At 70.2% G+C, this 25,103-nt stretch carries 22 protein-coding genes; 17 read left to right on the top strand and 5 right to left on the bottom strand.

What is annotated here, in order from left to right; genetic code table 11:
• Positions 1–73: 73 nt before the first annotated feature.
• Positions 74–859, top strand: coding sequence for a hypothetical protein (locus ACQP1O_RS31265; protein ID WP_433561984.1), 786 nt, complete (start codon positions 74–76; stop codon positions 857–859).
• A 9-nt stretch (positions 860–868) separates the two neighbouring features.
• Here ACQP1O_RS31265 and ACQP1O_RS31260 read toward each other — a convergent pair whose 3' ends face one another.
• From ACQP1O_RS31260 to ACQP1O_RS31240, 5 genes are all read right to left on the bottom strand, one after another.
• On the bottom strand, positions 869–2,035 hold the full coding sequence (locus tag ACQP1O_RS31260; RefSeq protein ID WP_433561983.1) for a glycosyltransferase family 2 protein: 1,167 nt from the start codon (positions 2,033–2,035) through the stop codon (positions 869–871).
• Positions 2,032–2,715, bottom strand: coding sequence for an LppM family (lipo)protein (locus tag ACQP1O_RS31255; protein ID WP_433567857.1), 684 nt, complete (start codon positions 2,713–2,715; stop codon positions 2,032–2,034). The genes ACQP1O_RS31260 and ACQP1O_RS31255 overlap by 4 nt, the downstream gene beginning before the upstream one ends.
• Positions 2,716–2,823: 108 nt before the next feature.
• A complete protein-coding gene (locus tag ACQP1O_RS31250; protein WP_433561982.1) occupies positions 2,824–3,768 on the bottom strand; it encodes a carotenoid biosynthesis protein in 945 nt (314 codons plus the stop codon).
• Positions 3,765–5,381, bottom strand: coding sequence for a phytoene desaturase family protein (locus tag ACQP1O_RS31245; RefSeq protein ID WP_433561981.1), 1,617 nt, complete (start codon positions 5,379–5,381; stop codon positions 3,765–3,767). Before ACQP1O_RS31245 ends, ACQP1O_RS31250 begins: the two co-directional genes overlap by 4 nt.
• On the bottom strand, positions 5,378–5,989 hold the full coding sequence (locus tag ACQP1O_RS31240; RefSeq protein ID WP_433561980.1) for a GNAT family N-acetyltransferase: 612 nt from the start codon (positions 5,987–5,989) through the stop codon (positions 5,378–5,380). The genes ACQP1O_RS31245 and ACQP1O_RS31240 overlap by 4 nt, the downstream gene beginning before the upstream one ends.
• 209 nt (positions 5,990–6,198) lie before the next feature.
• Here ACQP1O_RS31240 and ACQP1O_RS31235 point away from each other — a divergent pair, with 209 nt between their 5' ends.
• The 16 genes from ACQP1O_RS31235 to ACQP1O_RS31160 all read left to right on the top strand — a co-directional run bounded on the left by ACQP1O_RS31235 (position 6,199) and on the right by ACQP1O_RS31160 (position 25,007).
• Entirely contained in the window at positions 6,199–6,639 is a 441-nt protein-coding gene (locus tag ACQP1O_RS31235) for an SAV_6107 family HEPN domain-containing protein (RefSeq protein WP_433561979.1), read from the top strand.
• A gap of 125 nt (positions 6,640–6,764) precedes the next feature.
• Positions 6,765–7,190, top strand: coding sequence for a DUF3040 domain-containing protein (locus tag ACQP1O_RS31230; RefSeq protein ID WP_379401646.1), 426 nt, complete (start codon positions 6,765–6,767; stop codon positions 7,188–7,190).
• A gap of 459 nt (positions 7,191–7,649) precedes the next feature.
• Positions 7,650–8,081: a division/cell wall cluster transcriptional repressor MraZ gene (mraZ, locus tag ACQP1O_RS31225; protein ID WP_213560465.1), complete on the top strand. Its 432-nt coding sequence runs from the start codon at positions 7,650–7,652 to the stop codon at positions 8,079–8,081.
• Between the two features lie 184 nt (positions 8,082–8,265).
• Positions 8,266–9,246, top strand: a complete 981-nt coding sequence (gene rsmH / locus ACQP1O_RS31220; protein WP_433561978.1) for a 16S rRNA (cytosine(1402)-N(4))-methyltransferase RsmH — start codon at positions 8,266–8,268, stop codon at positions 9,244–9,246.
• Positions 9,247–9,301: 55 nt separating this feature from the next.
• Positions 9,302–9,970: a hypothetical protein gene (locus ACQP1O_RS31215; RefSeq protein ID WP_433561977.1), complete on the top strand. Its 669-nt coding sequence runs from the start codon at positions 9,302–9,304 to the stop codon at positions 9,968–9,970.
• Positions 9,971–10,004: 34 nt separating this feature from the next.
• Positions 10,005–11,963: a peptidoglycan D,D-transpeptidase FtsI family protein gene (locus ACQP1O_RS31210; RefSeq protein WP_433561976.1), complete on the top strand. Its 1,959-nt coding sequence runs from the start codon at positions 10,005–10,007 to the stop codon at positions 11,961–11,963.
• A 259-nt stretch (positions 11,964–12,222) separates the two neighbouring features.
• Complete coding sequence (locus tag ACQP1O_RS31205; protein WP_433561975.1) at positions 12,223–13,857, top strand: UDP-N-acetylmuramoyl-L-alanyl-D-glutamate--2,6-diaminopimelate ligase; 1,635 nt, start codon at positions 12,223–12,225, stop codon at positions 13,855–13,857.
• On the top strand, positions 13,854–15,338 hold the full coding sequence (locus ACQP1O_RS31200; protein WP_433561974.1) for a UDP-N-acetylmuramoyl-tripeptide--D-alanyl-D-alanine ligase: 1,485 nt from the start codon (positions 13,854–13,856) through the stop codon (positions 15,336–15,338). The genes ACQP1O_RS31205 and ACQP1O_RS31200 overlap by 4 nt, the downstream gene beginning before the upstream one ends.
• Entirely contained in the window at positions 15,335–16,411 is a 1,077-nt protein-coding gene (gene mraY, locus ACQP1O_RS31195; RefSeq protein WP_354843024.1) for a phospho-N-acetylmuramoyl-pentapeptide-transferase, read from the top strand. Before ACQP1O_RS31200 ends, mraY begins: the two co-directional genes overlap by 4 nt.
• Before the next feature lie 49 nt (positions 16,412–16,460).
• Complete coding sequence (gene murD / locus ACQP1O_RS31190) at positions 16,461–17,903, top strand: UDP-N-acetylmuramoyl-L-alanine--D-glutamate ligase (protein ID WP_433567856.1); 1,443 nt, start codon at positions 16,461–16,463, stop codon at positions 17,901–17,903.
• Positions 17,900–19,393, top strand: coding sequence for a putative lipid II flippase FtsW (ftsW, locus tag ACQP1O_RS31185; RefSeq protein ID WP_433561973.1), 1,494 nt, complete (start codon positions 17,900–17,902; stop codon positions 19,391–19,393). The genes murD and ftsW overlap by 4 nt, the downstream gene beginning before the upstream one ends.
• 77 nt (positions 19,394–19,470) lie before the next feature.
• Positions 19,471–20,916 carry a UDP-N-acetylmuramate--L-alanine ligase gene (gene murC, locus ACQP1O_RS31180; protein WP_433567855.1) on the top strand — a complete coding sequence of 482 codons (1,446 nt, stop codon included), beginning with the start codon at positions 19,471–19,473 and terminating at the stop codon, positions 20,914–20,916.
• A gap of 6 nt (positions 20,917–20,922) precedes the next feature.
• Positions 20,923–21,783: a cell division protein FtsQ/DivIB gene (locus ACQP1O_RS31175; RefSeq protein ID WP_433561972.1), complete on the top strand. Its 861-nt coding sequence runs from the start codon at positions 20,923–20,925 to the stop codon at positions 21,781–21,783.
• A 320-nt stretch (positions 21,784–22,103) separates the two neighbouring features.
• Entirely contained in the window at positions 22,104–23,357 is a 1,254-nt protein-coding gene (ftsZ, locus tag ACQP1O_RS31170; RefSeq protein ID WP_433561971.1) for a cell division protein FtsZ, read from the top strand.
• A gap of 139 nt (positions 23,358–23,496) precedes the next feature.
• Entirely contained in the window at positions 23,497–24,237 is a 741-nt protein-coding gene (pgeF, locus tag ACQP1O_RS31165; RefSeq protein WP_433561970.1) for a peptidoglycan editing factor PgeF, read from the top strand.
• Complete coding sequence (locus ACQP1O_RS31160) at positions 24,234–25,007, top strand: YggS family pyridoxal phosphate-dependent enzyme (RefSeq protein ID WP_433561969.1); 774 nt, start codon at positions 24,234–24,236, stop codon at positions 25,005–25,007. Before pgeF ends, ACQP1O_RS31160 begins: the two co-directional genes overlap by 4 nt.
• The last annotated feature ends 96 nt before the right edge of the window (positions 25,008–25,103 follow it).

The raw sequence follows: 25,103 nt of genomic DNA, 5'->3' as shown, positions 1-25,103 counted from the left end.
GGATCAAATCCCTGGTATGCGCTGGTCAGCGGAGTAGCGTCGCCTCGACTCGTGACCTCGAGGGGAGCTACCCATGTCCGTGTTCCACAGCCTCATCCGTGTCGCAGGCGCTGTCGGTGCCTGCGCCGTCCTGACTGCCGCCGGTCCGGCAACCCTGGCCGGCCCGGCCGGCGCGGCCCCCGCCGATTCGCCCGCGGCGGCCGTGACCCAGGAGGCGGCCGCCGCCCTGGCAGCCATCACCGCCGCGGGCAAGACCGCCGGGTCCGATCCATCGGCCAGGTCCGATACCGCCGGCCCATCCGACTGGCTTTCCGCCTACGATCAAGCCGTCGAGGGCCTGAAGGCCCTGGGCATCCAGCCCTTCCTCTACCCGACCGCCGCTCCCTTCTGCCTCGGCGGCACCACCCTCGGCATCGCCCCCGGCGTGGCGGGCGCCATCCCCGGTCCGTGGCCCAAGTACGCGGTTTCCATTCCCGGCCTTGACCTTTCGGCCGTCAAGGCGGGCCAGACCATGTTCGCCTTCGTCCCCTACGGCATCAGCCCCGACGGCGCCGACACCTCCGGCATGCAGGTCGCCTGGTTCAACCTGTCCACCGGTCGCGGCGGCCTCGTCACCATGGGCCCCCTGAGCCAGGTCCTCAACGCCATGATCCCGTCCCAGGTCCCCGCCGAACTCCGCCCCATGGTCGAACAGGCCGTCCGCGACTACTTCACCGCCGCCCTCCCGGTCGGCGGCGTCCGTGCGGTCCCCGTCACCACCGGCTCCGGCACCGTCCTCGCCGCCGTCTTCGGCACCGTCCGCAACGGCGCCTCCACCTGCTTCTTCATCCCCACCGTCGGCATGACCCCCGTCCCCTGACCGGCGCGGTCAGCGGGTGCCGAGTGGGCGGTCCTTCCAGCGCAGCCCGCCCGCCCGGTACACGCGATGGGAGCGAGCCGACAGGGTCAGGTAGACCGCGACCGACAGCGGGTGTGCCAGCGCGGCAACGACATCCGCGCCACTCGGGGTGCCCCCGCTCTCGGTCGAACGGGCCAGCAGCCGGGCGGTGACCGCTGCGCCGTAACCCAGCAGTCCCATCAGGCGCAGCCGTCCCCGCCCGCACACCGCCGCCAGTGGCGGGGCCCAGAACGCCAGGGCCGCAACCGAACCGACCGCGAGGCTGCCGGCCGGGCCGCCGTAGGCGGACCACAGCCAGCGGGTGTATCCCTCGATGAGTTCGGTGGTGTTGCGGTACATCCGGGTTTCGGCGAGGGGACCCGCCGTCACCAGGGTGGTGCGGCGTCCGCTGCGGCGGACGCGGCGGGCGATCGCCAGGTCTTCGGTCACGCTGTCGGCCACGGCCGCATGACCGCCGAGGGCGGCGTAGGCCGCGGCGTCGAAGACCAGGAACTGGCCGCAGGCCACGGCCATCGAGGGGCGCAGGGTGCGGTTGGCCAGGGCGATGGGCAAGGTCGAGGCCCAGGACCAGCACAGGAGCGGCTGGACCAGGCGTTCCATGGGCGATTCGGCGCGCTGCCGGGGCCACGGGCACACCAGGTCGGCCCGGGCCGAACGCAATTCGCGCACGGCTGCCGCCAGCGCGGCGGGCGCGAGCCGGGTATCGGCGTCGAGGAAGATCAGCGCGCCGGTGGGGGATCCGGGTGCGGGCGACTCGAGGGCGAGGTCGGCCAGGCGGGCGCAGGCGGCGGTCTTGCCGGTCCAGCCGGGGGCGGGGTCGATGTCGTTGCGGGAGAGCAGGAATCGGTTGTCGTCGCCGATGGCCGTGCGGGCGGCGGCAGTGGTGCCGTCGGTGGAGCCGTCGTCGAGGATGAGGATCCGGAGCCGCGGAATGCCCTGCTGGGCGCGTAGATCGGCGATGAGGGCCGGGAGGCGGGCGGCCTCGTTGCGGGCGGGGACGCAGACGGTGACCGCTTCGGTGACGGGTCGGCCGGCGGGCCGGAGGCGGCGGGTGCCGAGGCGGTTCGCCAGGGCGGTGGCGGCGCCGAGGGCGGCGACGGCGCTACCGGCCGTCACCGCCCTGGCGGCCAGGGTCATCGAGTCTTGGTGCGATCGGGGCGCAGCCAGCGGGCCGCGCGGACGTAGGCCGGCGGGTCGGGGTTGCGGGTCATGTAGGCGAGGACCGCGACCACGGCCGCCACCGCCAGGGTGATGCCGCCGACGATGCCCGCCCAGCCGGCGAAGGAGCGCGTATTCGGGTCCGCGTAGCCGACTTCCGCTCGCAGCGTGCTGACATCGCCGGCGGGGAGCTTCCAGGACACCACGGAGTCGCCCTCGCGGGTGCCGTTGGTGGTGGCGACGCGGGCCGGGAAGGCCACGGTCAGCTGCACGTCGGAACCCTGGGGCGGCAGGCTCTTCAGGTCCACCCGGCCGGTCAGGGTGACCAGGTCGCCGGTGCGGCTGAAGACCAGGTTGAACATGCCGGAGGTCTGGTCGGACATGCCGCCCAGCTGCTGCACCTCACCGAAGGTGAGGTCGTCGAAATACACCTGGCTGCCGACGTATCCGTCCTGCGCGTAGGAATCCACCCGCACCTTGCCCTGCAACCCGTCGGGCGCCTTCAGCTGCGGCCCCTTGTCCTGGTTGTTCTGGGGCACGGCCGCCGCGACGATGCGGCCCGACACCCGGTCATTGGAGGACACACCCATCGACACCTGCACCCGCAGGCATCCGGTCAGCATGACGGCGAGCCCCGCGAACAGGACCACGGCCAGCATCCGCACCCACCGGCGCGGTCGCCGCGCTCCCGATGCGCTGGGATCCGACGGTGTCATGGATTCGGGCGTTTCCTCTGCTGTCGACATGTTGGGACTCGGCTGCACGGGTCACATCGTGCCATGCGCCCCGGGCCACAGGGTGATTCGACGGGCGCTCAGCGTCCGAACCAGCGGAATCCCCAGCAGACCGAGCCCGCAGAACCCGTAACCGGCCGACACCGGCAGCCCCAGGAACACCGCGTGCGCCAGCGTCGACCCCAGCCAGGTCCACAGGAACACCGCCACCGGAGCCATCCGCGCCGCGCCGGTATCCGGAGCGGTCCGATCCCACCACTGCAGCAATCCCGCCATCACCACCGCGACCGTGAACCAGCCGGCATAGTTGGTCACCGGAATCTGGCCCAGCCCCGGCAATCCCGCAACGGTCGAGCGCCACGTCCACTGCCCATCCGCGACCATCTGTGGATCCAGGAACAGATCCCACCCGACGGCCCCGAGCGCCGTCAGCGAAATCCGTCGGGCCGCACCATGGCGCAGCATCCCGGCCACCACCCACACCGGATACAGCCCACCGGTCCAGGCCAGCGGCACGATCAGCGGCACCCCGATCAGCTCGGGCCCCAGCCGCCCGCTCGCGTAGTCATAGCTACCGAACGGGAACCCGGTCGCGATCCCCAGCACCTCCGCACCGAATCCGATCCCGGACACGATTGCCAGCAAACCCACAGCCCACCGCGCCCCGCGCGTCACCCCGGCATGCGCCAGCGCCGTCGCCGCCGAGAGAGCCACGACCACCACGGTCACCCGATCCCGCCCCACCCCGTGCGCCAGCGGATACGTGATCTGCACCAGCACCAGCAACACCGCCGGCGTCGCCGAGATCGCCACGGCCCGGCCGGGGAATCCGGTCTCCGCTCGCTCCGCGCCGATCGGCGTCGGACGTCCGGGGCGCCGAGGCGATGGCTCCTGCGCGGGCCACCGCGGCCACCACGCCGGCTTCGGCGCGGCCGCAGCGGGATTCGTGGTGCGCTCGGGTAGGCCCGGGGCGGTCATCGGCGCAGCGGAAACAGGCGGCGCGGTCGCAGGTCGTGTTCGACCAGGCGGGCCGCGCTGCGTCCGCTCGCACCGGAGACGCCGCCGCCGGGATGCGTGGACGCGCCGGTGAGGTACAGCCCCGGCGCGCCCGGAACCCGCTGCCCCGAGAGTTCGGGGAGCGGCCGCCACATGAACATCTGGTCGATGGACATCTCGACGTGCATGACATTGCCGCCCAGCAGGCCCATCTCGCGTTCCAGATCGGCGGGCGTCTGGACGAAGCGCTGCGTCACCGTCCCGGCGAATCCCGGTGCGTGCGAGTCGACTTCGGCGATGATGCGGTCGGCCTCGCGGTCGGCGTGTGTGGACCAGGCGGTGCCGTCGGCCAGGTCATAGGGATGCCACTGCGACCACAGCGTGACCTGATGCTCGCCCGCGGGCGCGATGCTCGGATCCAGGGCACTGAAACTCATGGCCAGCACGACCGGTCGCGGCGGCAGATCCCCGGCCAGCGCGGCGCCGTGCGCGCGGCGCAGATCGCGGCGATCGGTGACGAGAAGCTGCAGGCCGTGGGCGGATTCGGCGGTCTCCGCGCCCGGATAGCGGGGCAGGTCGCTGAGCGCGGCCCGCACCACCATGCCGATGCCCGGTCCCACGCGAATGCGCCGCCGCCAGCCGGCGAGCACCCCGGCGTCGAATCCGCCCTGCTCCAACAGGTTCAGCGTGGTGAGGATGTGGGTGCCCGCGATCAGGGTGTCCGCCTGTACGTTTCGTCCGTCCGCGGTGCGCACCTCCCAGCCGTCCCCGGCCCGGGTGATGGCGGTGACCGCGTCCCCGGCGCTCACGATGCCACCGTCGGATTCCAGCCGCGCCACCAGCGCCGTCGTCAGCGCCCCGCTGCCGCCGACCGCGCGGCCCGGCGGCAGCGTGTGCATGAGCGCCGCGAATCCCACCATCGGGGCGGACCCGGGTTCGGACATGGGTGGCCCGGACTGTGCGCCGAACCAGGCCAGCGCGGCCTTGAGTCGTTCACTGTCGAAGAGGCTGTCCAGCAGGGCGTCTCCGGTCTGCATCATCTCCCGCGACAGGGCGCCGGCACTGCTGCGCCCGGTCGCCCCTGCGGCCTCGCGAGGGTCCATGCCCCAGAACGCCTTCAGCAGGTTCCCGCCCGTCGGCGTCGCCGAGAACGCCCGCATCACCCGGGCGCTGCGCGGCCCCCATACCGTCACGAACCGCCGATACGCCTCGGCATCCCGTTCCCCGCACGCTGCCGCGATGGACGCGCAGGTCCGGTCCACATCGCGATGGAACACGATCGGCGGCAGCCCGCTCCCGGGCGGTGCGGGCGCGAAAGCCCATGGGTCGCAGTCGATGTATCGCAGCCCGAACCGGGCCAGCTCCAGCTCCTCGATGATCCCGGTGTGCCGGATCATGATGTGCGCCGACGAGCCCCGATCGACCAGGTGACCCGGGAACCGCTCCACCGTGGACACCGCCCCGCCCAGCACGGTGTCGCGCTCGAGCACCTCGACCCGATGCCCGGCCCGCGCCAGATAGCAGGCTGCGACCAGGGCATTGTGCCCGGAACCGACGATGACGACCCGGCGGGCACCGAGGTCGCCGCGGCTCACAGGGGGAGCCGCCGGCCGAGCACCGCGAACCGCCGGGTGTCGCCGGAGAAGATGAAGTGCCGCACCACATCTCCGAACCCCTGCCGCCGATACAACCGCCAGGCCCGGTTGGATTCCCGATCCACCTCGGGCGTGGACAGCAGCACGGTCGGCTCGGGCCGGTTCTGCAGCAGCCGGGTGAGCAGGATCTCGCCGAGCCCGCGGCCCTGCGCGGCCGGGTGCACATGCAGTTCGGTGAGTTCGAAGTAGTCCGAAAGCAGTTCTCGCGCGGCGTGTTCGGGCCATCCGGTGCGGCGCATGCCGCTGTACACCTGCTGATGCCACCACTGGTGCGGCGCGCCGTGATACCCGTAGGCGATGGCCACGATGGGCGCGGTGCGCAGGTCGAGCCGTCCGTCGTCGTCGGGCAGCACCGCCGCCACCGCCTGCCAGCCGGGCCGGGTGGTGTGCTCGGTCCACATGGGCGCGCGCTGGTGTTCGGTGCCGCGCGGGTAGTCCATCGCCGCCACATAGACCGAGAGGGCGTCGTGCAGCCGGTGCCGCAGGGCAGCGGCCGACAGATCGACCACCACGGGCGCGGGCGTCGGTTTGGGAGTGACTGCGGTCATCGGCTGGACGCAACTCTCGTTGGCGCGGACGGATGGGCTCGACAGTAGCGCCACTGTGAGGGCGTCAACTTGTCGGTGGGTCTCTCTATATTCAAACCCACGAGAAACCTTCGAATATCTGTTCGATCTTTCCAGCGGGCGAAATGCCTGATCGGGACCGGATGTCCTCCTGGAAGGGAATCAGGTGTGCGAGTGGGGAGGTACCCGAAATGAGCGGGAAAACTGAACGACCGGGCCATCCCGGCCGCGCCGGCGATCTACTGCGCAAGGCGGACGGTCTATTGCTGGAAGCCCAGGGGGAAACCGATCCGGCGGAGCGCTTCCGCACGGCCTACCTCGCCGCCCTCCGCGGCGCGGGCGCCGTGCTGGCCCTCACGGGGGCAGACCGCGCGCCCCGCGCGCGTTCTCGCAACGCCTGGGTTCTGATGCAGCGCGCGGCACCGGAATTCGTGATGTGGGCCGACTATTTCACCGGTCAATCCGAGACCCGGGCGGCCCTGGAGGCCGGGTTGCCGCGGCCCATCGATGATCGCCGGGCGGACGAGTTCGCTTCGCGGGTAAACGCATTCCTACACGACGTGGCGGACCTGCTGGCCGCCGCGGCCCGGCTGCGGCCCAGTTCAGGGTGGGTAACCGGAATGCTGGCGTGAGTATCGGCGAGTAGGTGGTCGCGGTCTGATCGAACTCGTATTATTGGTGACAGACAGCCGCCAAGGTCGGCTATCCGTCGTCTACCCGGAGGCGACAGCCACCACCTAGTGCCGGGGGAGGTACCGTGCCACTCTCCGAGCACGAGCAGCGCATGCTCGAACAGATCGAGAGCGCGCTCTATGCTGAGGATCCGAAGTTCGCCTCGACTGTTCGGGGTGGACGGTTACGTTCTGCCACCGGTCGACGCAGACTTCAGGCGGCCGCCCTGTTCGTCCTCGGTCTGTTTCTACTGGTGGCCGGTATTGCCGCACCCTTCAAGCCGGGCGGCTTCCCGATCATCAGTCTGGTCGGATTCATCGTCATGTTCAGCGCGGGTGTGCTGTTGCTGATCGGTGGCCCTCGGATGGGCGCGCCGAGCAGTCGCGGCGCCGATGCGCATCCCAGCGCGGGTGGCGCTCCCGGCGCCGGCCGCGGAAAGCCCCGTAAGCAGGGCGGGTTCTCCGCGCGGATGGAGGACCGGTTCCGCAAGAGGTTCGAACAGGACAGTTGACCGGGCTGCCGTGCCGCCGAAGGCTTTCGGCGCCGCGCGGCAGCGGACCATGATCGGCTAACTGAAGATCCAGCGACACGCCGTGACGCCACACCGATTTGGGTGTGGCGTCACGGCGTTTCTCGTTGGTGCTGATTCGGCGTGTCGGGAGCGGTCCAGGATTCCCCACACCTCCCCACGGAGGCTCCCCACTTCGTCCCACGAGTGCCGGAAATGCACGCTATCTGCGGGTTTGCTGGCGGTTGTCGGATGCTCGCCGGCGCGCGTCGCGCGTGTCGGGGGAACTGCACGAAATCTTCCCCACCTCGGTGATAGCTGGTGTGACCTGCGAAGTTCGCCAAGCGGGGACCGAGATCACCGACGCTTTCGATTGAAAGTGGGGGAAAGTGGGGTAATGTGGAGCCCGCACTACAGGAGGCCGAACAGTCGAGAGGGTGATCCGGCAGGAGGTGTCGAGGCTTGTTTCTCGGGACCTATACCCCTCGGTTGGACGACAAAGGGCGACTGACGTTGCCTGCGAAGTTCCGGGACGAGCTGGCGGGAGGGTTGATGGTCACGAAGGGACAGGACCACAGCCTTGCCGTGTATCCCAAGGACGAGTTCACCGCGCTGGCGCGGAGAGCCGCGGCGGCATCCCGGTCCAATCCGCAGGCCCGCGCATTCGTCCGGGCCCTGGCGGCTTCCAGTGATGAGCAGCGTCCGGACGCACAGGGCCGGATCATGCTGTCGGCCGAGCACCGCCGCTACGCCAATCTGTCCAAGGATTGCGTAGTGATCGGTTCGGTCGACTTCCTCGAAATATGGGACAAGACGGCGTGGGATTCCTACCTCGCCGAGCACGAGGAGGATTACTCGCAGGCCAGAGACGAGTCGCTGGGCGAGATCTTCTAGCCCGCAGCGAGGCGAGTGCCCTGCGGCCTCTGCCCGACACCGACCCTGACGTACTTCCCCAACGCCAGGTGCGGTGCTTCGGTCAGAGACCACGGGGCATTCGCCCAATTCGAAGGTCCTTTTCGCTAGCGACCCCAGGTGGCCGTGCGAATGAAACGTGAGGCAGGAATTCCGGGAGGTCGAGGTGCACCGAGACAGTGACGGCCCCCGCCATGTTCCGGTTCTCCTCCATCGCGCCGACGAAATCCTCGGTCCCGCACTGCATTCCGAGGGCGCGGTCTACCTGGACTGCACGCTGGGGCTCGGCGGTCATGCCGAGTACTTCCTGCGGACGTATCCGAACATCCGCCTGGTCGGGCTGGATCGCGACACCGCCGCGCTGAAGCTGGCGGGCGAGCGACTAGCCCCGTTCCGGGACCGGATCACCCTGGTGCACACCAGGTATGACGGCATCGCGCCCGCGCTCGAGCAGGCCGGGTTACCCGAGAAGGGTTCGGTCAGCGCGATTCTGATGGACCTGGGTGTGTCCTCCATGCAGCTGGACGAGGCCGATCGTGGCTTCGCCTACTCCATCGACGCACCGCTGGACATGCGGATGGACTCCACCACCGGTCCCACGGCCGCCGACGTGCTCAATACCTACAGCCACGGCGAGCTGGCCCGGGTGCTGAAAACCTATGGCGAGGAACGGTTCGCGGGCAAGATCGCCGCCGAGATCGTGCGGCGTCGCCAGCGCACCCCGTTCACCACCAGCGCGCAGCTGGTGGAGCTGCTCTACGACGCCATCCCGGCCGCGGCCCGGCGCACGGGCGGGCATCCGGCCAAGCGCACCTTCCAGGCACTGCGGGTGGAGGTCAACCGCGAACTGGAGTCCCTGGAGGCCGCGCTGCCCGCCGCGTTGGACGCCCTGGCCCCGGGCGGCCGCATCGTGGTCATGAGCTACCAGTCCCTGGAGGACCGGGTGGTGAAGGCGGCGCTGGCCAAGCGGTCGGTCTCGCGCACGCCCCTGGACCTGCCGGTCGAATTGCCGGGTATGGGACCGGAATTCAGGATTCTGACCCGCGGCGCGGAGAAGGCCACCGAGCAGGAGATCGAGGACAACCCGCGGGCCGCTCCGGTGCGTATGCGGGCGGCCGAGCGGATCGTAGGGGAGGAGCAATCGTGAGGTTCCGGGGTAGTACGGCCCACCGGGCGGGCATCCGCTGGATCGGAGCCGCACTATGACGATCAGGACGCAGGCGACGGGCCGGGGGGCCCGCCGGGTGCAGGCCGCCGAACGGGTGAAATCGGGTGCGGCGCAACGGGCCTACGCGCGCCGGCGCAATCGGGAGGGCGGGGCCGACCTGCCGGGCATGCGCCGCGGTCGGCGCAGCGATCCCATGCCGCGCGGCCGCATGTCCTTCGTGGCCACCATCATCGCGCTGCTGGGCTGCGGCCTGGCGCTGACGCTGCTGCTCACCACCCGCGCCACCGAGGACAGCTATCAGCTCGGCGATCAGCGCCGCGCCAACCAGAAGCTGTCCGACGAACGGGACGCGCTGCAGCGCGAGGTGGCCTCCGCCGATTCGGCTCCCGAATTGGCCAAGCGCGCAGCCGAACTGGGCATGATCCCGGCCAAGGATCCGGCCCGGCTGGTGATCGGCCCGGACGGTCAGGTCACCGTGGTCGGCAATCCGCAGCCCGCTCAGGGCGCGCCCGCGCCGCCGCTCAACACGACGCCGTCGGCCGCCCCGCAGCCGTCGAAGCTGCAGCAGGCTCAGGGTGAGCGGGTGGTCCCGGTGACCACGACGCCCGCCCCGCCGACCACCACCGCCGCGAATCCCGTTCCGGCGGCACCGGTCACGACTCCCCAGAACCCGCAGGTGCAGGCGAACGGAGCGCCTCGATGAGCCGCACCGCGGCGCCGGCGAACGGGGCTGGTCGATGAGCCCTACCCGCGCGGGGCGCGGGCGCGATTCCGGCCGGGGCCGGTCCGATTCCGGTCGGGGGCGGGTCGCCGCCGCCGGCCGGAGCCGGTCGGGTTCCGGCCGTGCCGGTTCGGGGCCGGGCCGGCAGTCCAGACCACGGCCCGCTCCGGGACTGGACTCGAGCGCGCGGATCCGATTCGGGGTGGGCCGGCTGGTCATGCTGGTGGCGCTCGCGGTGGCGGCCATCCAATTGCTGTGGGTGCAGAGTATTTCCGCACCGAAGCTGTCGGCGGAGGCGGCCAGCCAGCGCACCGTGAAGGTTGCCGATCCGGCCAACCGGGGGCCGATCACGGATCGGTACGGGAAGTCGCTGGCATTCACGATCGCGGCGAAGGAGCTGAGCTTTCAGCCGGTGCGGGTGCGCAAGGATCTGGCGGATGCGCACGAGAAGACGCCCAAGACCGCGCCGGATCCGGATGATCGGCTGGCGGCCATCGCCAAATACATTCACGAGAAGCTGGGCAAGGACGCGCCCGAGAAGGACATCCTGGCCAAGCTGAAGAGCGACGAGCCGTTCGTGTACCTCGCGCGGAATGTGGACCCCCGGATCGCCTCCGACATCACTCTGCAGTTCCCCGAGGTCGGGATGGATCGGCAGGATATGCGCGAGTACCCCGGTGGATCCTTGGCCGCCAATGTGATCGGCGCGACCGGCTGGGACGGGCACGGCCAGATCGGCCTGGAGTCCTCGATGGACGCGCTGCTGGCCGGCTCCGATGGCTCGGAGACCTACGACCGCGGCTCCGACGGCGCGGTGATCCCGGGTTCGTGGCGTGATCGTCAGCCCGCGGTGAACGGCTACGGCCTCGAGCTCACCCTGGATTCGGATCTGCAGTACTACGTGCAGCAGCAGGTGCAGCAGGCCAAGGACCTCTCGGGCGCGAGCGCGGCCTCGGCGGTGGTGCTGGATGTGCACACCGGCCAGGTGCTGGCGATGGCCAATGACAACACCTTCAATCCCGCCATGGGACCGCAGTATTGGTCCACCACCGATCTGGGCAATCCGTCGGTGCAGGAGGTGTTCGAGCCGGGCTCGGTGAACAAGATCATCACCGCGGCCGCGGCCATCGAGTACGGGCTCACCACTCCCGATGAGGTGCACCAGGTTCCGGGCAGCATCTCCATGGGCGGTGTCACCGTGCACGACGCCTGGGAGCACGGTGTCGCCCCCTACACGACCACCGGCATCTTCGGTAAGTCCTCGAACGTGGGCACCCTCATGCTGGCGCAGCGCGTCGGCGAGGACCGCTATTTCGACATGCTCAAGAAGTTCGGCCTGGGCCAGCGCACCGGTGTCGGACTGCCGGGTGAGAGTGCGGGCGTGGTGCCCGCCCGGGACCAGTGGTCCGGCTCCACCTTCGCCAACCTGCCCATCGGCCAGGGCCTTTCGATGACGACCCTGCAGATGACCGCCATGTACCAGGCCATCGCCAATGACGGCGTGCGGATGCCGCCGCGCATCGTGAAGGCCAAGATCGCCCCGGACGGCACCCGCACCGAGGAGGAGCCGCCGGAGGGCGTCAAGGTGGTCACCCCGCAGACCGCGCAGACGCTGCGCCAGATGTTCGAGGCCATCGTGCAGAAGGATCCGCGCGGCATCCAGAGCGGCACCGGTGGTCCGGCCGCCGTGGAGGGCTATCAGATCGCGGGGAAGACCGGCACTGCCCAGCAGATCGACCCGAAGTGCCGCTGCTATTCCAGCGACCGCTACTGGATCACTTTCGCGGGCATGGCCCCCGCCGACAATCCCCGCTATGTGATCGGCATGATGCTGGATGCGCCGGTGCGCAGCTCCGACGGCAGTGGCGGCGGTTCGGCCGCGCCCCTGTTCCACAGCATCGCCTCGTGGCTGTTGCAGCGCGACCGCATTCCGCCGTCGCCGCCTGCCAAACAGCTGATTCTGCAGGCGAGTTAGAGCAGGGAGCGGATGGTTGTGACGCCCACCGCCGCCGGTGCGTGCATCGGCGGGTGACCGAACCCCGCCGTGCCGATCGCGCGGCGATCGAACACAGGTAACCTGACACGTCGATCCGGTCATCCGGACCGATTCATGCATATGACCGCCCCTGGAGAGGAGCTTCGTGCCCGCGCAGTCGGTTCCGCACAGCGGAGATCGAGCAGAGCCGCACAGCGGAGATCGAGCAGAGCCGCCGAGCGGAGATCGGGCACCGCAGGTGCTTCGGCCCGCTGCGCCGCTGACGACCACCCTGCGCACGGTGGCGGAGCTGACGGGCGCGCGGCCCGCGGAATTCGCAGCAGCTCTGGAGGACATCCAGGTCACCGGCATCGAGCAGCGCTCGAACGCGGTGCTGCCGGGTGATCTGTTCGCCGGTCTGGCCGGGGCCCACGCGCACGGCGCGCGCTTCGCCCACGATGCGGTCGACCGTGGCGCGGTCGCGGTGTTCACCGATCCGGCGGGCGCGGAACTGATCGGTGAGATCGCCGTCCCGGTGCTCGTGCACGACGCGCCGCGCGCGGTGCTCGGCGAGTTGTCCTCGGCCCTTTACGGTGATCCGTCTCGCAAACTTCGCATCGTCGGTATCACCGGTACGTCCGGCAAGACGACCACGTCGTATCTGGTGGAGGCCGGGCTCGCCGCGGCCGGGCTGCGCACCGCCCTCATCGGCACCATCGAGACCCGCATCGGCGGCGTCCGGGTGCCCTCGGCGCTCACCACGCCCGAGGCTCCGCAGCTGCACGCCATGTTCGCGCTCATGGTCGAGCGGGGTGTGGAGGCGGTGGTCATGGAGGTCTCCAGCCATGCCCTGGCGCTGGGCCGGGTGGACGGGGTGAGCTTCGCGGTCGGCGCGTTCACCAACCTGTCCCAGGACCACCTCGACTTCCACGCCGATTTCGAGGACTATTTCGCCGCCAAGCGCCGCCTGTTCATTCCGGACGGGCCGGACTCGGCTGCCGCGGCGCGCCCGTCGGTGGCGGCGCGCACGGCCGTGATCTGCGTCGACGACAAGTGGGGCCGCCGCCTGGCAGACGACGTATCCGACTGTCTCGCAGCCGGATCCGGTGATACCACCGGCCGCCTGCGCACCGTGGCGATCCGGCCGGGCGTGCCCGCGGACTGGACCGCCGGCGCGGCCACCGCCGGGCTCGGCGGCACCCAGGAGTTCACCGCTTCGGGGCCGGGTGTCAATGTGGATGTGCGGCTGCGGCTTCCGGGTGCGTACAACATCGCCAATGGAATCCTGGCCGTCGCGGTGTGCGTGGCAGCCGGGGTCGAGGCGGAGACTGCCGCTGCGGCGCTCGGCACGGTCGATGTGCCGGGCCGCATGCAGCGGGTGGATAAGGGTCAGGAGTTTCTGGCCGTGGTCGATTACGCGCACAAGCCCGCCGCGATCGAATCGGTCGTGGCGACCCTGCGCACGTGGTTGGCCGACCGCCACCGCCTCCCCGGGCTCGGGGAGGGCCGGCTGGCCGTAGTGGTGGGCGCGGGCGGTGATCGCGATGCCGGCAAGCGGCCCCTGATGGGTGCGGCGGCGGCGCGCGGCAGCGACCTGGCCATCATTACCGACGACAATCCGCGCAGCGAGGACCCGGCCGCCATCCGCGCCGCGGTGCTCGCCGGTGCCGAACAGGTACCGGTCGCGGAACGCGGTGAGGTCCGGGAGGTCGGGGACCGGGCGGCCGCGATCAAGACCGCCGTCGACTGGGCGCAGCCCGGCGACGTGGTGCTGGTCGCGGGCAAGGGACATGAGACAGGGCAGGAGATTTCAGGCGTGAAGCATCCGTTCGACGACCGCGAGGTACTCGCGGCCGCCCTGTCGGAAAAGACGAGGGACCTGACGCTTTCATGATCGAGATGACTTTGCGGGAGATCGCGGAGGTTGTCGGCGGCACGCTGCACGACGCCCCCGATCCCGAGGCGAAGGTCACCGGCTCGGCCGAATTCGATTCGCGCCGTATCGGTTCCGGTGACCTGTTCCTGGCGCTGCCCGGTGAGCGCGCCGACGGCCACGACTTCGCGGCGCAGGCCGTCGCGCAGGGCGCGGTCGCGGTGCTGGCCGCCCGGCCCGTCGGGGTGCCCGCCATCGTGGTGACGCCCCGTCCCGGGAACACGCGCGCCATCGCGCTGGCCCACGACACCGACGGCTCCGGTGCGGCGGTGCTGGACGCGCTGGGCGCGCTGGCCCGCGCCAGCGTGGACCGCCTGGTCGAGGCCGGGAACCTGACGGTGGTCGGGGTGACCGGTTCCGCGGGCAAGACCTCCACCAAGGATCTGCTGGCGGCGGTGCTCGCGCCGCTGGGACCCGTTGTGGCCCCGCCCGGTTCGTTCAACAACGAGCTGGGCCACCCGTGGACCGCGCTGCGCGCCGACGCCGGGACCCGCTTCCTGGTGCTCGAGCTGTCCGCCCGCGGACCCGGGCACATCAAGGCGCTCACCGAGATCGCCCCGCCGGGCGTGGGTGTCGTGCTCAATGTAGGCACCGCGCATCTGGGCGAGTTCGGCAGCCGCGAGGTGATCGCGCAGACCAAGGGCGAGCTCGTCGAGGCCCTGCCGGCCTCCGGGCTGGCGGTGCTGAACGCCGACGACCGCCTGGTCGCGACGATGGCCGACCGGACCGCCGCGCGCGTGGTGACCGTTGGCCAGGCCGCCACCGCCGATGTCCGCGCCTCCGACGTGGTCCTCGACGAGCAGGCCCGCGCCCGATTCACCTTGCACGCCAACGGTGAATCGATCGAGGTTCAGCTGGCCGTGCACGGTGAGCACCAGGTCGGCAATGCGCTGTCCGCGGCCGCCGTCGCACTGTCCCAGGGCGCGGACCTCGCGACCGTCGCGCGGGCGCTCTCCGGCGCGACCGCCGTCTCCGCGCACCGCATGGATGTGCGGACTCGCGCCGACGGCGTCACCGTCGTCAACGACTCCTACAACGCCAACCCGGATTCGGTGCGTGCCGCGCTCAAGGCGCTGGTCACCATGTCCAAGGCCGGCACCGAGCCGCGCCCCAGCTGGGCGATACTCGGTGAAATGGCGGAACTGGGCGAGGAATCCGTCCTCGAGCACGACAAGATCGGCCGCCTGGTGGTGCGCCTGGATGTGGATCGTCTGGTCGTGGTCGGCCAGGGCCGTCCCGTGCGTGCCCTGTTCCAGGGCGCGGTGCAGGAGGGCTCCTGGGGTGAGGAGGCCATCCACGTGCCGGACATCGACGCGGCCATCGCCCTGCTCGACGAGGAATTGGAGCCGGGTGCGGTGGTGCTGGTGAAGGGTTCGAACTCAGCGGGCCTGTGGACGGTCGCCGACCACCTGATCGGTGCGGAGCAGGAGGCCGCTCGATGACCCAGATTCTGCTGTCGGCGGCCATCGCGCTGACCGTCTCGATCCTGCTGACCCCCGTGGTGATCCGTTACTTCGCCAAACAGGGCTTCGGACAGGAGATCCGGGTCGATGGCCCGGAGAGCCACAAGGCCAAGCGCGGCACCCCCACCATGGGCGGCGTCGCCATCATGATCGGCATGTGGGCCGGCTACCTCGGTTCGCACCTGATCTCCATGACCTACGGCGAGCCGGGTCCCTCGGCCTCGGGCCTGCTGGTCATGGGCCTGGCCACCGCGCTGGGCTTCGTCGGCTTCACCGATGACCTGATCAAGCTGCGCAAGCAGCGCAACCTGGGCCTGACCGCGGCCGGCAAGTACATCGGCCAGCTCACCGCGGCTGTCGTTTTCGGCGTCCTGGCCCTGCAGTTCAAGAACATTCACGGCCTGACCCCCGGCGACAAGCGCCTGTCCTACACGCGCGACATCAACACACTGTCGATGAGCGTGGTGGTCTTCCTGGCGTTCGTCTGCCTGCTGGTGGTGGCCTGGTCCAACGCGGTGAACCTGACCGACGGCCTGGACGGCCTGGCCGCCGGCTCGATGAGCCTGGTGCTGGGCGCGTACATGATCATCACCTTCTGGCAGTGGCGTAACTCCTGCTCCGCGCACGCGGTCGCGGGCTGCTACCAGGTTCGAGATCCGCTCGATCTGGCCCTGGTCTGTGCCGCGGGCGGTGCGGCATGTATCGGCTTCCTGTGGTGGAATGCCGCGCCCGCCAAGATCTTCATGGGCGACACCGGCTCGCTGATGCTGGGCGGTCTGCTCGCGGGCCTGTCCATCACCACCCGCACCGAGCTGCTGATGGTGGTCATCGGCGCGCTGTTCGTGGCCGAGGCCGCGTCGGTGGTGCTGCAGGTGGCGGTCTTCCGCGCCACGCGCAATCGCCTGTTCAAGATGGCACCGTTCCATCACCACTTCGAGCTGAGCGGGTGGGCCGAGACCTCGGTCATCATCCGGTTCTGGTTGCTGGCCGGTATGGCCTCGGCGATCGGACTGGGCCTGTTCTACAGCGAATACCTCTCTGCGGCAGGGTGAGTGAGCAATGTCCGAACATTCTCCGAGGGTCCTGCGGTCGCCGGGGCCCATGCTCGAATTCCTGCGTGGCCGTGATGTGCTGGTGGCCGGTTGGGGCGTCTCCGGACGCTCGCTGATCGAGCCGCTGCAGGACATCGGCGCGCGCCCGGTGGTCACCGACAACGGCGAGAAGGCACTCACCGAGGCCGCCGAACTGGGCCTGGGCACCGCCACCAGTGCCGACCTGCTCAAACCCGATGCGCTGCAACGCTTCGCGCTGGTGATCACCAGCCCGGGCTGGCGGCCGGACTCCCCGGTGCTGGTCTCGGCCGTCACCGAGGGCATTCCGGTGTGGGGCGATGTCGAGTTCGCCTGGTGGGTCGATCAGGCCCGGATCTACGGTCCGGTCCGCAAGTGGCTGGTGGTGACCGGCACCAACGGCAAGACCACCACCACCCAGATGACGCACTCCATCCTGCGCGCCGCCGGGATTCCCTCGGTGGCCTGCGGCAATATCGGCCTGCCCATCCTGGACGCGCTGCGCCGCACCCCGGGCCCGCAGATCCTGGCGGTGGAACTGTCCTCGTTCCAGCTGCACTGGGCACCGTCGGTGCGCCCGGAGGCCGGGGTGGTGCTGAACGTGGCCGAGGATCACCTGGATTGGCACGGCGGCCTGGACGCCTACGCCGCCGCCAAGGCACGCGCGCTGACCGGACGGGTCGGCGTGGTCGGCCTGGACGACGCCGTCGCCGCGGCGCTGGCGCGAAAGTCCAAGGCGCGCCGCACCGTCGGCTTCCGCATCGGCGTCCCCGCCGACGGCGAGCTGGGCGTGGTGGACGGCAAGCTGCTCGACCGCGCCTTCACCAAGGCCGCCATCCTCGCCGAGGTCGGCGACATCAGCCCGCAGGGCCCGGCCGGTGTGGCCGACGCCCTGGCCGCCGCCGCCCTGACCCGATCCATCGACGTGGCACCGCAGTTCGTGAAGGAGGGCCTGCAGGAGCACAAGGTCGGTCCGCACCGGGCGGCCTTCGTGCGGGAGCTGTCCGGCGTGGAATTCGTCGACGACTCCAAGGCCACCAACCCGCATGCCGCGCGCTCCTCGATCCTGGCCCACCCCAGCGTGATCTGGGTGGCCGGCGGTCAGCTCAAGGGTGCCGGCGTCGAGGACCTCATCGAGGAGTGCCGCGAGCATCTCGTCGCGGCCGTGCTGTTCGGCCAGGATGCGGCGGCGATCGCGGCCGCACTCGCGCGACACGCGCCCGATGTGCCGGTCGTGGAGCTGAATTCGGGGGACGATGCTCGGATGGGTGACCCCTTCACCGAGATCGAGCCCGAAGCGGTGATGGCGCGCGCGGTGCGCGTGGCGGCCGGCTTCGCCCATCGCGGCGATACCGTGCTGCTGGCCCCGGCCGCGGCGTCCCTGGACATGTTCGCCGACTACACGCATCGCGGCCGCAGCTTCGCCGCCGCCGTGCAGGCCCTGGACGAGAAGGACATCGGGAGAACCGAATGACGACGGCGACGCCGCGGCGGGCCGGGAACCAGACCCAGCGACCGAGAATCGGATGGTTCGGGGCCTGGCTGGCCCGCCCGCTGGCGTCGTTCCATCTCGTCGTGGCGATCGCGGTGCTGCTCACCGTGCTCGGCCTGGTCATGGTGCTCTCGGCGTCCAGCGTGGAGTCCTACGCCGACGGCGGTTCGGCCTACAAGCTGTTCATCGCGCAGACGGTGATGGCCGCCTTCGGCGCGGTGCTGTTCTATATCGCGCTGCGGATTCCGATGCGGGTGATGCGCCGGCTGTCGTTCCCGGTCTTCGCGCTGTCGGTGGTGCTGCTGGTGCTGGTGCTCATCCCCGGCATCGGCAGCGAGGTGCAGGGTTCGCGGCGCTGGTTCGACCTCGGCGTGGTGTCGGTGCAGCCCTCGGAGATCGTGAAAGTCACACTGGTGGTGTGGGGTTCGCACCTGCTGGCCTCCCGGCAGACCGAAAAGGCCGGGTACAAGGACATTCTCATGCCGCTGGTGCCCGCGGGCCTGCTGGTGTGCTTCCTGGTCGTGCTGGAACCCAACCTGTCCACCACCATCGCGCTCGGCATCGTGCTGACCTCGCTGCTGTGGTTCGGCGGGCTGCCGCTGCGCATGTTCGTGACCATCGCGGTCTCGGGCGGTGTGGCGGCGGCGATCCTGGCGCTCTCGGCCGGCTACCGGTCCGACCGCATGCGCGCCTTCTTCAGCCCGGGCGACGACCCGCAGGGCATCGGCTACCAGGCCCGGCAGGCCCTGTACTCGCTGGCCGACGGCGGCATCTGGGGTCGCGGCCTGGGGCAGTCCCGGGCCAAGTGGAGCTATCTGCCCAACGCGCACAACGACTTCATCTTCGCCATCATCGGCGAGGAGCTCGGATTCCTCGGATGTGCGCTGGTGCTGGGGCTTTTCGCACTGTTCGTCTACGCCGGGTTGCGCATCGCGACCCGCTCGGTGGATCCGTTCATCCGGCTGCTCACCGTCTCGGCCACCACCTGGATCACCGGTCAGGCGCTGATCAATGTCGGCTATGTCGTCGGTTTGCTGCCGGTGACCGGCCTGCAGCTGCCGCTGGTGTCGGCGGGTGGTTCCTCGCTGGCCATCACGCTGCTCATGTTCGGCATCATCGCCAATGCCGCCCGCCACGAGCCCGAGGCGGTGGCGGCCCTGCACGCGGGCCAGGACGGCCGCTTCAGCCGGCTGCTGCGCCTGCCGAAACCCGAGCTGTACTCGCCCGCGCGGGCGCAGGCCTCCCGGGCCCGCACCAAGGCCAAGGCGAAGGCCAAGGTGAAACCGGCCCCGCAGCGGCGCGCGCTACCCTCGGGTCGGGGCCGGGGCGGCTCGGAGTCGTCGTCGCGGCGGTCGATAGATTCGGACTCGGCCCGGCGCACCAGCCGCTCCACGGAGTCGTGGCGCAGCACCCGGGCCTGGGAGCCCAACTATCCGATGAAACACGCCAGGGAACGGGGTAATTCGAGGTGACAGTGGAGCGGCCGGACAGCGATGTGGGAACCGCCGAGGCTCACACCGACCTACCCGACCATCTGCAACGCGTGCACATGATCGGCATCGGTGGTGCCGGTATGTCCGGGATCGCCCGAATTCTCCTGTCGCGTGGCGGCATGGTCTCCGGCTCCGACGCCAAGGAGAGCCGCGGCGTGCTGGCCCTGCGGGCGCGCGGCGCGCAGGTGCGCATCGGCCACGACGCCGGCGCCCTGGACCTGCTGCCCGGCGGGCCCACCGCGGTGGTGACCACCTACGCCGCCATTCCCAAGACCAATCCCGAGCTGGTGGAGGCGCATCGGCGCGGCGTGCCGGTGCTGCTGCGCCCGGCGGTGCTGGCCTCGCTCATGCAGGGCCACAAGACGCTGCTGGTGTCGGGCACGCACGGCAAGACCTCGACCACCTCCATGCTGGTGGTGGCCCTGCAGCACTGTGGGTTCGACCCGTCCTTCGCCGTCGGCGGCGAACTCAACGAGGCCGGCACCAACGCCCACCACGGCACCGGCGGCATCTTCGTGGCCGAGGCCGACGAGAGCGACGGGTCGCTGCTGCAGTACGCGCCCGACGTCGCGGTGGTCACCAATATCGAGTCCGACCACCTGGACTACTTCGGGACGGACGAGGCCTACGTCCAGGTCTTCGACGACTTCGTGGACCGGCTCCAACCGGGCGGCCGCCTGGTGGTGTGCGTGGACGATCCGGGCTCGCTGGGCCTGGCGCAGCGGTCGGTGGCCCGGCTGGCCGAGGATCCGCGCGGCATCCAGGTGATCGGTTACGGCTCCGGCGATTTCGCCGCATCCGGTGTCCCGGTCGGCGCGCAGCTGCTGTCCTGGGAGCCGCGCGATGTCGGCGGCGTGGTCGTCTTCCAGCTCGCCGACGAGCCTGCCCCGCGCACCCTGCGCCTGTCGGTGCCCGGCCGGCACATGGCCCTCAACGCGCTGGGCGCGCTGCTGGCCGCCCGCGCGACCGGCGCCGATATGGGCGAGATCATCCAGGGCCTGGAGGGTTTCGGCGGCGTGCACCGCCGCTTCCAGCTCACCGGACGCGAGAACGGCGTGCGGGTTTTCGACGACTACGCCCACCACCCGACCGAGGTGCGCGCGGTGCTCTCCGCCGCCGCCGAACTGGTCGCGCAGGAGGCGCGCGACGGCGCGCGCTCGCGGCCGGGCCGGGTCATCGTGGTGTTCCAGCCCCACTTGTACAGCCGCACCGCCACTTTCGCGACCGAGTTCGGCGCGGCGCTGTCGCTGGCCGACGAGGTGGTGGTGCTCGATGTGTACGGCGCGCGTGAAGAACCGCTGCCGGGTGTGAACGGCGCGCTGGTCGCCAACGCGGTCACCAAACCCGTGCACTACCAGCCGGATATGTCCCGGGTCGGCAAGCAGGTGGGCGCGCTGGCGCGGCCCGGCGACGTGGTGATCACCATGGGCGCGGGCGATGTGACCATGCTGGGCAGCCAGATTCTGGACGGGCTGCGCGCACGACCCTCACACGGACGGTGAGCCACCGTGGGCTCGGGTGGGGGAGCGGCGGATCGGCCGGATCCGGCCGCCGGCGATAGCTACGACGCGGACGATTACGACACCGAATCCGCTGCGGCAGCGGACAACAGCGCCGAATCCGCGGGCGAGAGCGCGGCGGCCCGGCGGGCCCGGCTGCGCCGTGGTCGGGTTCGCCGTGAATCGCGGATCGTGACGGCGTGGCAGTCGCGCCGGGTGCGTTGGGGCGCTCTGGCCGGGGTCGTGGTGCTGATCGCGTTCGGACTGGTCGCCTGGTTCACGCCGCTGCTGTCGGTGCGCACGGTGCAGGTGGACGGGCTGAGTGCCGTTCCGGAACAACAGGTTCAGGACGCGCTACAGGTACCGGACGGTCTGTCCATGATGCGGCTGGACACCAATGCCATGGCCGAACGGGTGTCGCAGCTGCCCAAGGTCCGTTCCGTGCGCGTGCAGCGGGTGTTCCCGTCCACCGTCCGGGTGACGGTGGTGGAGCGCACCCCCGTCCTGTACTTCGACAGTCCCGACGGCGCCCATCTGCTCGATTGCGACAGCGTGGAATTCGCGATCGAGCCGCCGGGACCGGGGATACCCAAACTGGTGACCGATCATCCGGGCGGATCGGACCCGGTGACCAGGGCCGCGGTGGCCGTCATGGCCGCGATTCCTGTTCCGCTGCGCGACGAGGTCGGCGTGGGAGCGGTTGTGGCCCGCTCGGTTTCGGATATTGCCCTGGAGTTGCGTGACGGCCGTACCGTGCTCTGGGGCGGAACCATGGACTCCGCGCGCAAGGCCGCGGTGGTCGGACCCCTGCTTTCCCAGCCGGGCAAGGTATTCGATGTTTCGAGTCCGAATCTGGTCACGGTAAAGTGAGCGATACCCATTGGGCTGCCGAAATTTTCGGTGGTTTGCCGGAAGGGCACCGTCGGTTCCGATCCAGGACCGGAGGGCAACCGTCCACGATACGATGCTCGGGTGGGTCGGACGAGTCGAATCACACAAGATTCTGATGCTCGGTTCGGCGCGCCTGCGCCCGTAACGCGGTGGCTGCGAATACCGTTCGGCACCAGTCGGATACTTGACATAACGCTGAACCTATGGTTGAGGGTTTACCGGACCGAGACCATAGTGGCGGTATTTTGCGGGTAGCCGAAGACGACAAGCTGTTTCAGATCGAAGGAAGGCGAGAGCCCATGACGCCCCCGCACAACTACCTTGCTGTGATCAAGGTCGTCGGTATCGGCGGCGGCGGCGTGAACGCCGTCAACCGGATGATCGAACAGGGACTCAAGGGAGTCGAGTTCATCGCCGTCAACACCGACGCGCAGGCGTTGTTGATGTCGGATGCGGACGTGAAGCTCGATGTCGGCCGGGAACTCACCCGCGGTCTGGGCGCCGGCGCCGATCCGGAGGTGGGCCGCAAGGCCGCCGAGGATCACAAGGACGAGATCGAGGAAGTCCTCAAGGGCGCCGACATGGTCTTCGTGACCGCCGGCGAGGGCGGCGGCACCGGCACCGGCGGCGCGCCCGTCGTGGCCTCCATCGCGCGCAAGCTCGGCGCGCTCACCATTGGTGTTGTGACGCGGCCGTTCTCGTTCGAGGGCAAGCGCCGCAGCAACCAGGCCGAGGCCGGCATCCAGGCGCTGCGCGAGTCCTGCGACACCCTCATCGTCATTCCGAACGACCGGCTGCTACAGCTCGGCGACGCGGCCGTGAGCCTGATGGACGCCTTCCGCTCCGCGGACGAGGTGCTGCTCAACGGTGTTCAGGGCATCACCGATCTGATCACCACCCCGGGTCTGATCAATGTCGACTTCGCCGACGTCAAGTCGGTCATGTCGGGTGCGGGCTCGGCCCTCATGGGCATCGGCTCGGCCCGCGGCGAGGGCCGGTCGGTGAAGGCCGCTGAGGCAGCGATCAATTCGCCGCTGCTGGAGGCTTCCATGGACGGCGCGCACGGCGTGCTGCTGTCCATCGCGGGCGGCTCCGACCTCGGCCTGTTCGAGATCAACGAGGCCGCCTCGTTGGTGCAGGAGGCCGCGCACATCGAGGCCAACATCATCTTCGGTACGGTCATCGACGACTCCCTCGGCGATGAGGTCCGCGTCACCGTGATCGCGGCCGGCTTCGACGGCAGCGGTCCCTCCCGGCGCATCGAACCCGCGGTCGGCCGGTTCACCAATACCAGCGGTACCGCGAGCGCCAGCGCCGGAAACGTCGGCCGCTCACACGAATACACCTCGGCCCGCACCTCCGAACCCGCTCCCGCGCCGCGCCCCGAGCCGACCCCGCCGCCGCAGCCGGTCGCCGAGCGCGGCCCGGCCCCGTCCTACAGCGCGCCCCGGCCGGCCGTCGACCCGACGGTCGCGAGCAACACTCGTGGCCACATCCAGCCCCCGGACGCCGATGACGACGACGTCGACGTCCCCTCCTTCATGCGTCGCTGACGTTGCGCCCCTGACGGATTCATCCATCGCGCCCGCTCCGGCTCCGGAGCGGGCGCGATGTCGTTCCCGGGCGGTGGTGTCGTTCCGGGGGCGGTGGTGAGTTCGGGGTTGCCCGCCGGTGACTACTACCCTCGAAGGCATGACAGCAGCGGCACCGGTATTTCGGACCAGACGGGTCGTGACGACGCGGGCGGGCGGGTTTTCGGCCGCGCCGTACGACTCGTTCAACCTGGGGGATCACGTGGGTGATGATCCGGAGGCGGTGCGGCGCAATCGGGTTCGGCTCGCGGAGAACATCGGGCTCGCGCCGGACCGCCTGGTGTGGATGGAGCAGATCCACGGGCGGAACGTGGAGATCGTGGACGGGCCGCGGACCGAGCCGGTGCCCGCCACCGATGCGCTGGTGACCACCCGGCGCGATCTGGCGCTGGTGGTGCTGACCGCCGACTGCGTGCCGATCCTGCTGTCCGACGACGAGGCCGGCGTCATCGCCGCCGTGCACGCGGGGCGGATCGGGGCCCGGATCGGGATCGTGCCGCGGGTGCTGGAGGCCATGGTGTCGGTGGGCGCGAAGCCCGAGCGCATCGGCGCGTTCCTCGGCCCGGCGGCCAGCGGTCGCCAGTACGAGGTGCCCGCCGCCATGCGCGCCGATGTCGAGGCGCATCTGCCCGGCAGCGCGACCACCACGGCCAAGGGCACGCCCGGCCTGGATCTGCGCGCGGGCATCCGCCGGCAACTGGAGGCGGCCGGCGTGGGCGCGGTCGCGGTGGATCCGCGGTGCACCATAGAAGACCGGACACTGTTCTCGCACCGCCGCGACGCGCCGACCGGCCGACTCGCCGGTGTGATTTGGATGTCATCCGAGGGAGTTTCAGAATGACCGAAAGCTTCACCGCCGCACAGGGATCCGATGCGGCGCAGGTCACGTCCGGCGGTGGTCGCGCCGGCGAGCTCGCCACCGCCCTGTCGGCACTCGTCGAGCGAATCGACGCAGCGTGCGCGGCCGCGGGCCGGGCGCCGGGGTCGGTGCGCCTGCTGCCGGTCACCAAGTTCTTCCCCGCCTCGGATATCGAGATCCTCTATGGATTGGGCTGCCGCGAGTTCGGCGAGTCCCGTGAGCAGGAGGCGGCGGGCAAGGTGGCGCAGCTGCGACACCTGTCCCAGATACGCTGGGACTTCATCGGAAGGCTGCAGCGGAACAAGGCGAAATCCATTGCACGCTGGGCCGACACCGTCTACTCGGTGGACAGCGATCGGCTCGCGAGCGCCCTCGACGCCGCCGCGGAGGCCGCGCTGGACGACGGATCCCGCACCACCCCCTTGCGCGTGCTGCTCCAGGTGTCCCTGGACGCGGACCCGTCCCGTGGCGGCGCCCGTGACGCGGCCCTGCAGGCGCTCGCCGATCAGGTCGCTGCCTCGCGATCCCTGCAGCTCGCGGGCCTGATGGCCATCCCGCCGCTGGACGTGGAACCCGATGCCGCCTTCGAGCAACTGGCCCGCATCCACGCCGCATTAACGACCGTCCACCCCGATGCGAAAGAACTGTCGGCGGGCATGTCCGGCGACTTGGAGTCGGCCATCCGCCACGGATCCACCTGCGTGCGTGTCGGTACAGCCCTGATGGGCGCGCGACCGATAACCTCGGCGTAGCAAAGAAACCTCACCAGTCACATTCGAAACATATGCTTGGTGGCAGACGAGGACTGAGCAGGACAACACCCCAGGCCAACCGGGGCCGAAGGAAGG

This window comes from Nocardia sp. CA-151230, from assembly GCF_050942175.1.
Taxonomy (GTDB): Bacteria; Actinomycetota; Actinomycetes; order Mycobacteriales; family Mycobacteriaceae; genus Nocardia.
This window is presented reverse-complemented; position numbering and strand designations above follow the sequence as displayed.

Excerpts from the sequence above, each read along its gene's own strand:
- ACQP1O_RS31265 (WP_433561984.1), top strand. The coding sequence starts at position 74 with ATGTCCGTGTTCCACAGCCTCATCCGTGTCGCAGGCGCTGTCGGTGCC.
- ACQP1O_RS31260 (WP_433561983.1), bottom strand. The coding sequence starts at position 2,035 with ATGACCCTGGCCGCCAGGGCGGTGACGGCCGGTAGCGCCGTCGCCGCC.
- ACQP1O_RS31255 (WP_433567857.1), bottom strand. The coding sequence starts at position 2,715 with ATGCTGGCCGTGGTCCTGTTCGCGGGGCTCGCCGTCATGCTGACCGGA.
- ACQP1O_RS31250 (WP_433561982.1), bottom strand. The coding sequence starts at position 3,768 with ATGACCGCCCCGGGCCTACCCGAGCGCACCACGAATCCCGCTGCGGCC.
- ACQP1O_RS31240 (WP_433561980.1), bottom strand. The coding sequence starts at position 5,989 with ATGACCGCAGTCACTCCCAAACCGACGCCCGCGCCCGTGGTGGTCGAT.
- ACQP1O_RS31235 (WP_433561979.1), top strand. The coding sequence starts at position 6,199 with ATGAGCGGGAAAACTGAACGACCGGGCCATCCCGGCCGCGCCGGCGAT.
- ACQP1O_RS31215 (WP_433561977.1), top strand. The coding sequence starts at position 9,302 with ATGACGATCAGGACGCAGGCGACGGGCCGGGGGGCCCGCCGGGTGCAG.
- ACQP1O_RS31210 (WP_433561976.1), top strand. The coding sequence starts at position 10,005 with ATGAGCCCTACCCGCGCGGGGCGCGGGCGCGATTCCGGCCGGGGCCGG.
- ACQP1O_RS31200 (WP_433561974.1), top strand. The coding sequence starts at position 13,854 with ATGATCGAGATGACTTTGCGGGAGATCGCGGAGGTTGTCGGCGGCACG.
- mraY (WP_354843024.1), top strand. The coding sequence starts at position 15,335 with ATGACCCAGATTCTGCTGTCGGCGGCCATCGCGCTGACCGTCTCGATC.
- murD (WP_433567856.1), top strand. The coding sequence starts at position 16,461 with ATGCTCGAATTCCTGCGTGGCCGTGATGTGCTGGTGGCCGGTTGGGGC.
- ftsW (WP_433561973.1), top strand. The coding sequence starts at position 17,900 with ATGACGACGGCGACGCCGCGGCGGGCCGGGAACCAGACCCAGCGACCG.
- murC (WP_433567855.1), top strand. The coding sequence starts at position 19,471 with ATGATCGGCATCGGTGGTGCCGGTATGTCCGGGATCGCCCGAATTCTC.
- ftsZ (WP_433561971.1), top strand. The coding sequence starts at position 22,104 with ATGACGCCCCCGCACAACTACCTTGCTGTGATCAAGGTCGTCGGTATC.
- pgeF (WP_433561970.1), top strand. The coding sequence starts at position 23,497 with ATGACAGCAGCGGCACCGGTATTTCGGACCAGACGGGTCGTGACGACG.
- ACQP1O_RS31160 (WP_433561969.1), top strand. The coding sequence starts at position 24,234 with ATGACCGAAAGCTTCACCGCCGCACAGGGATCCGATGCGGCGCAGGTC.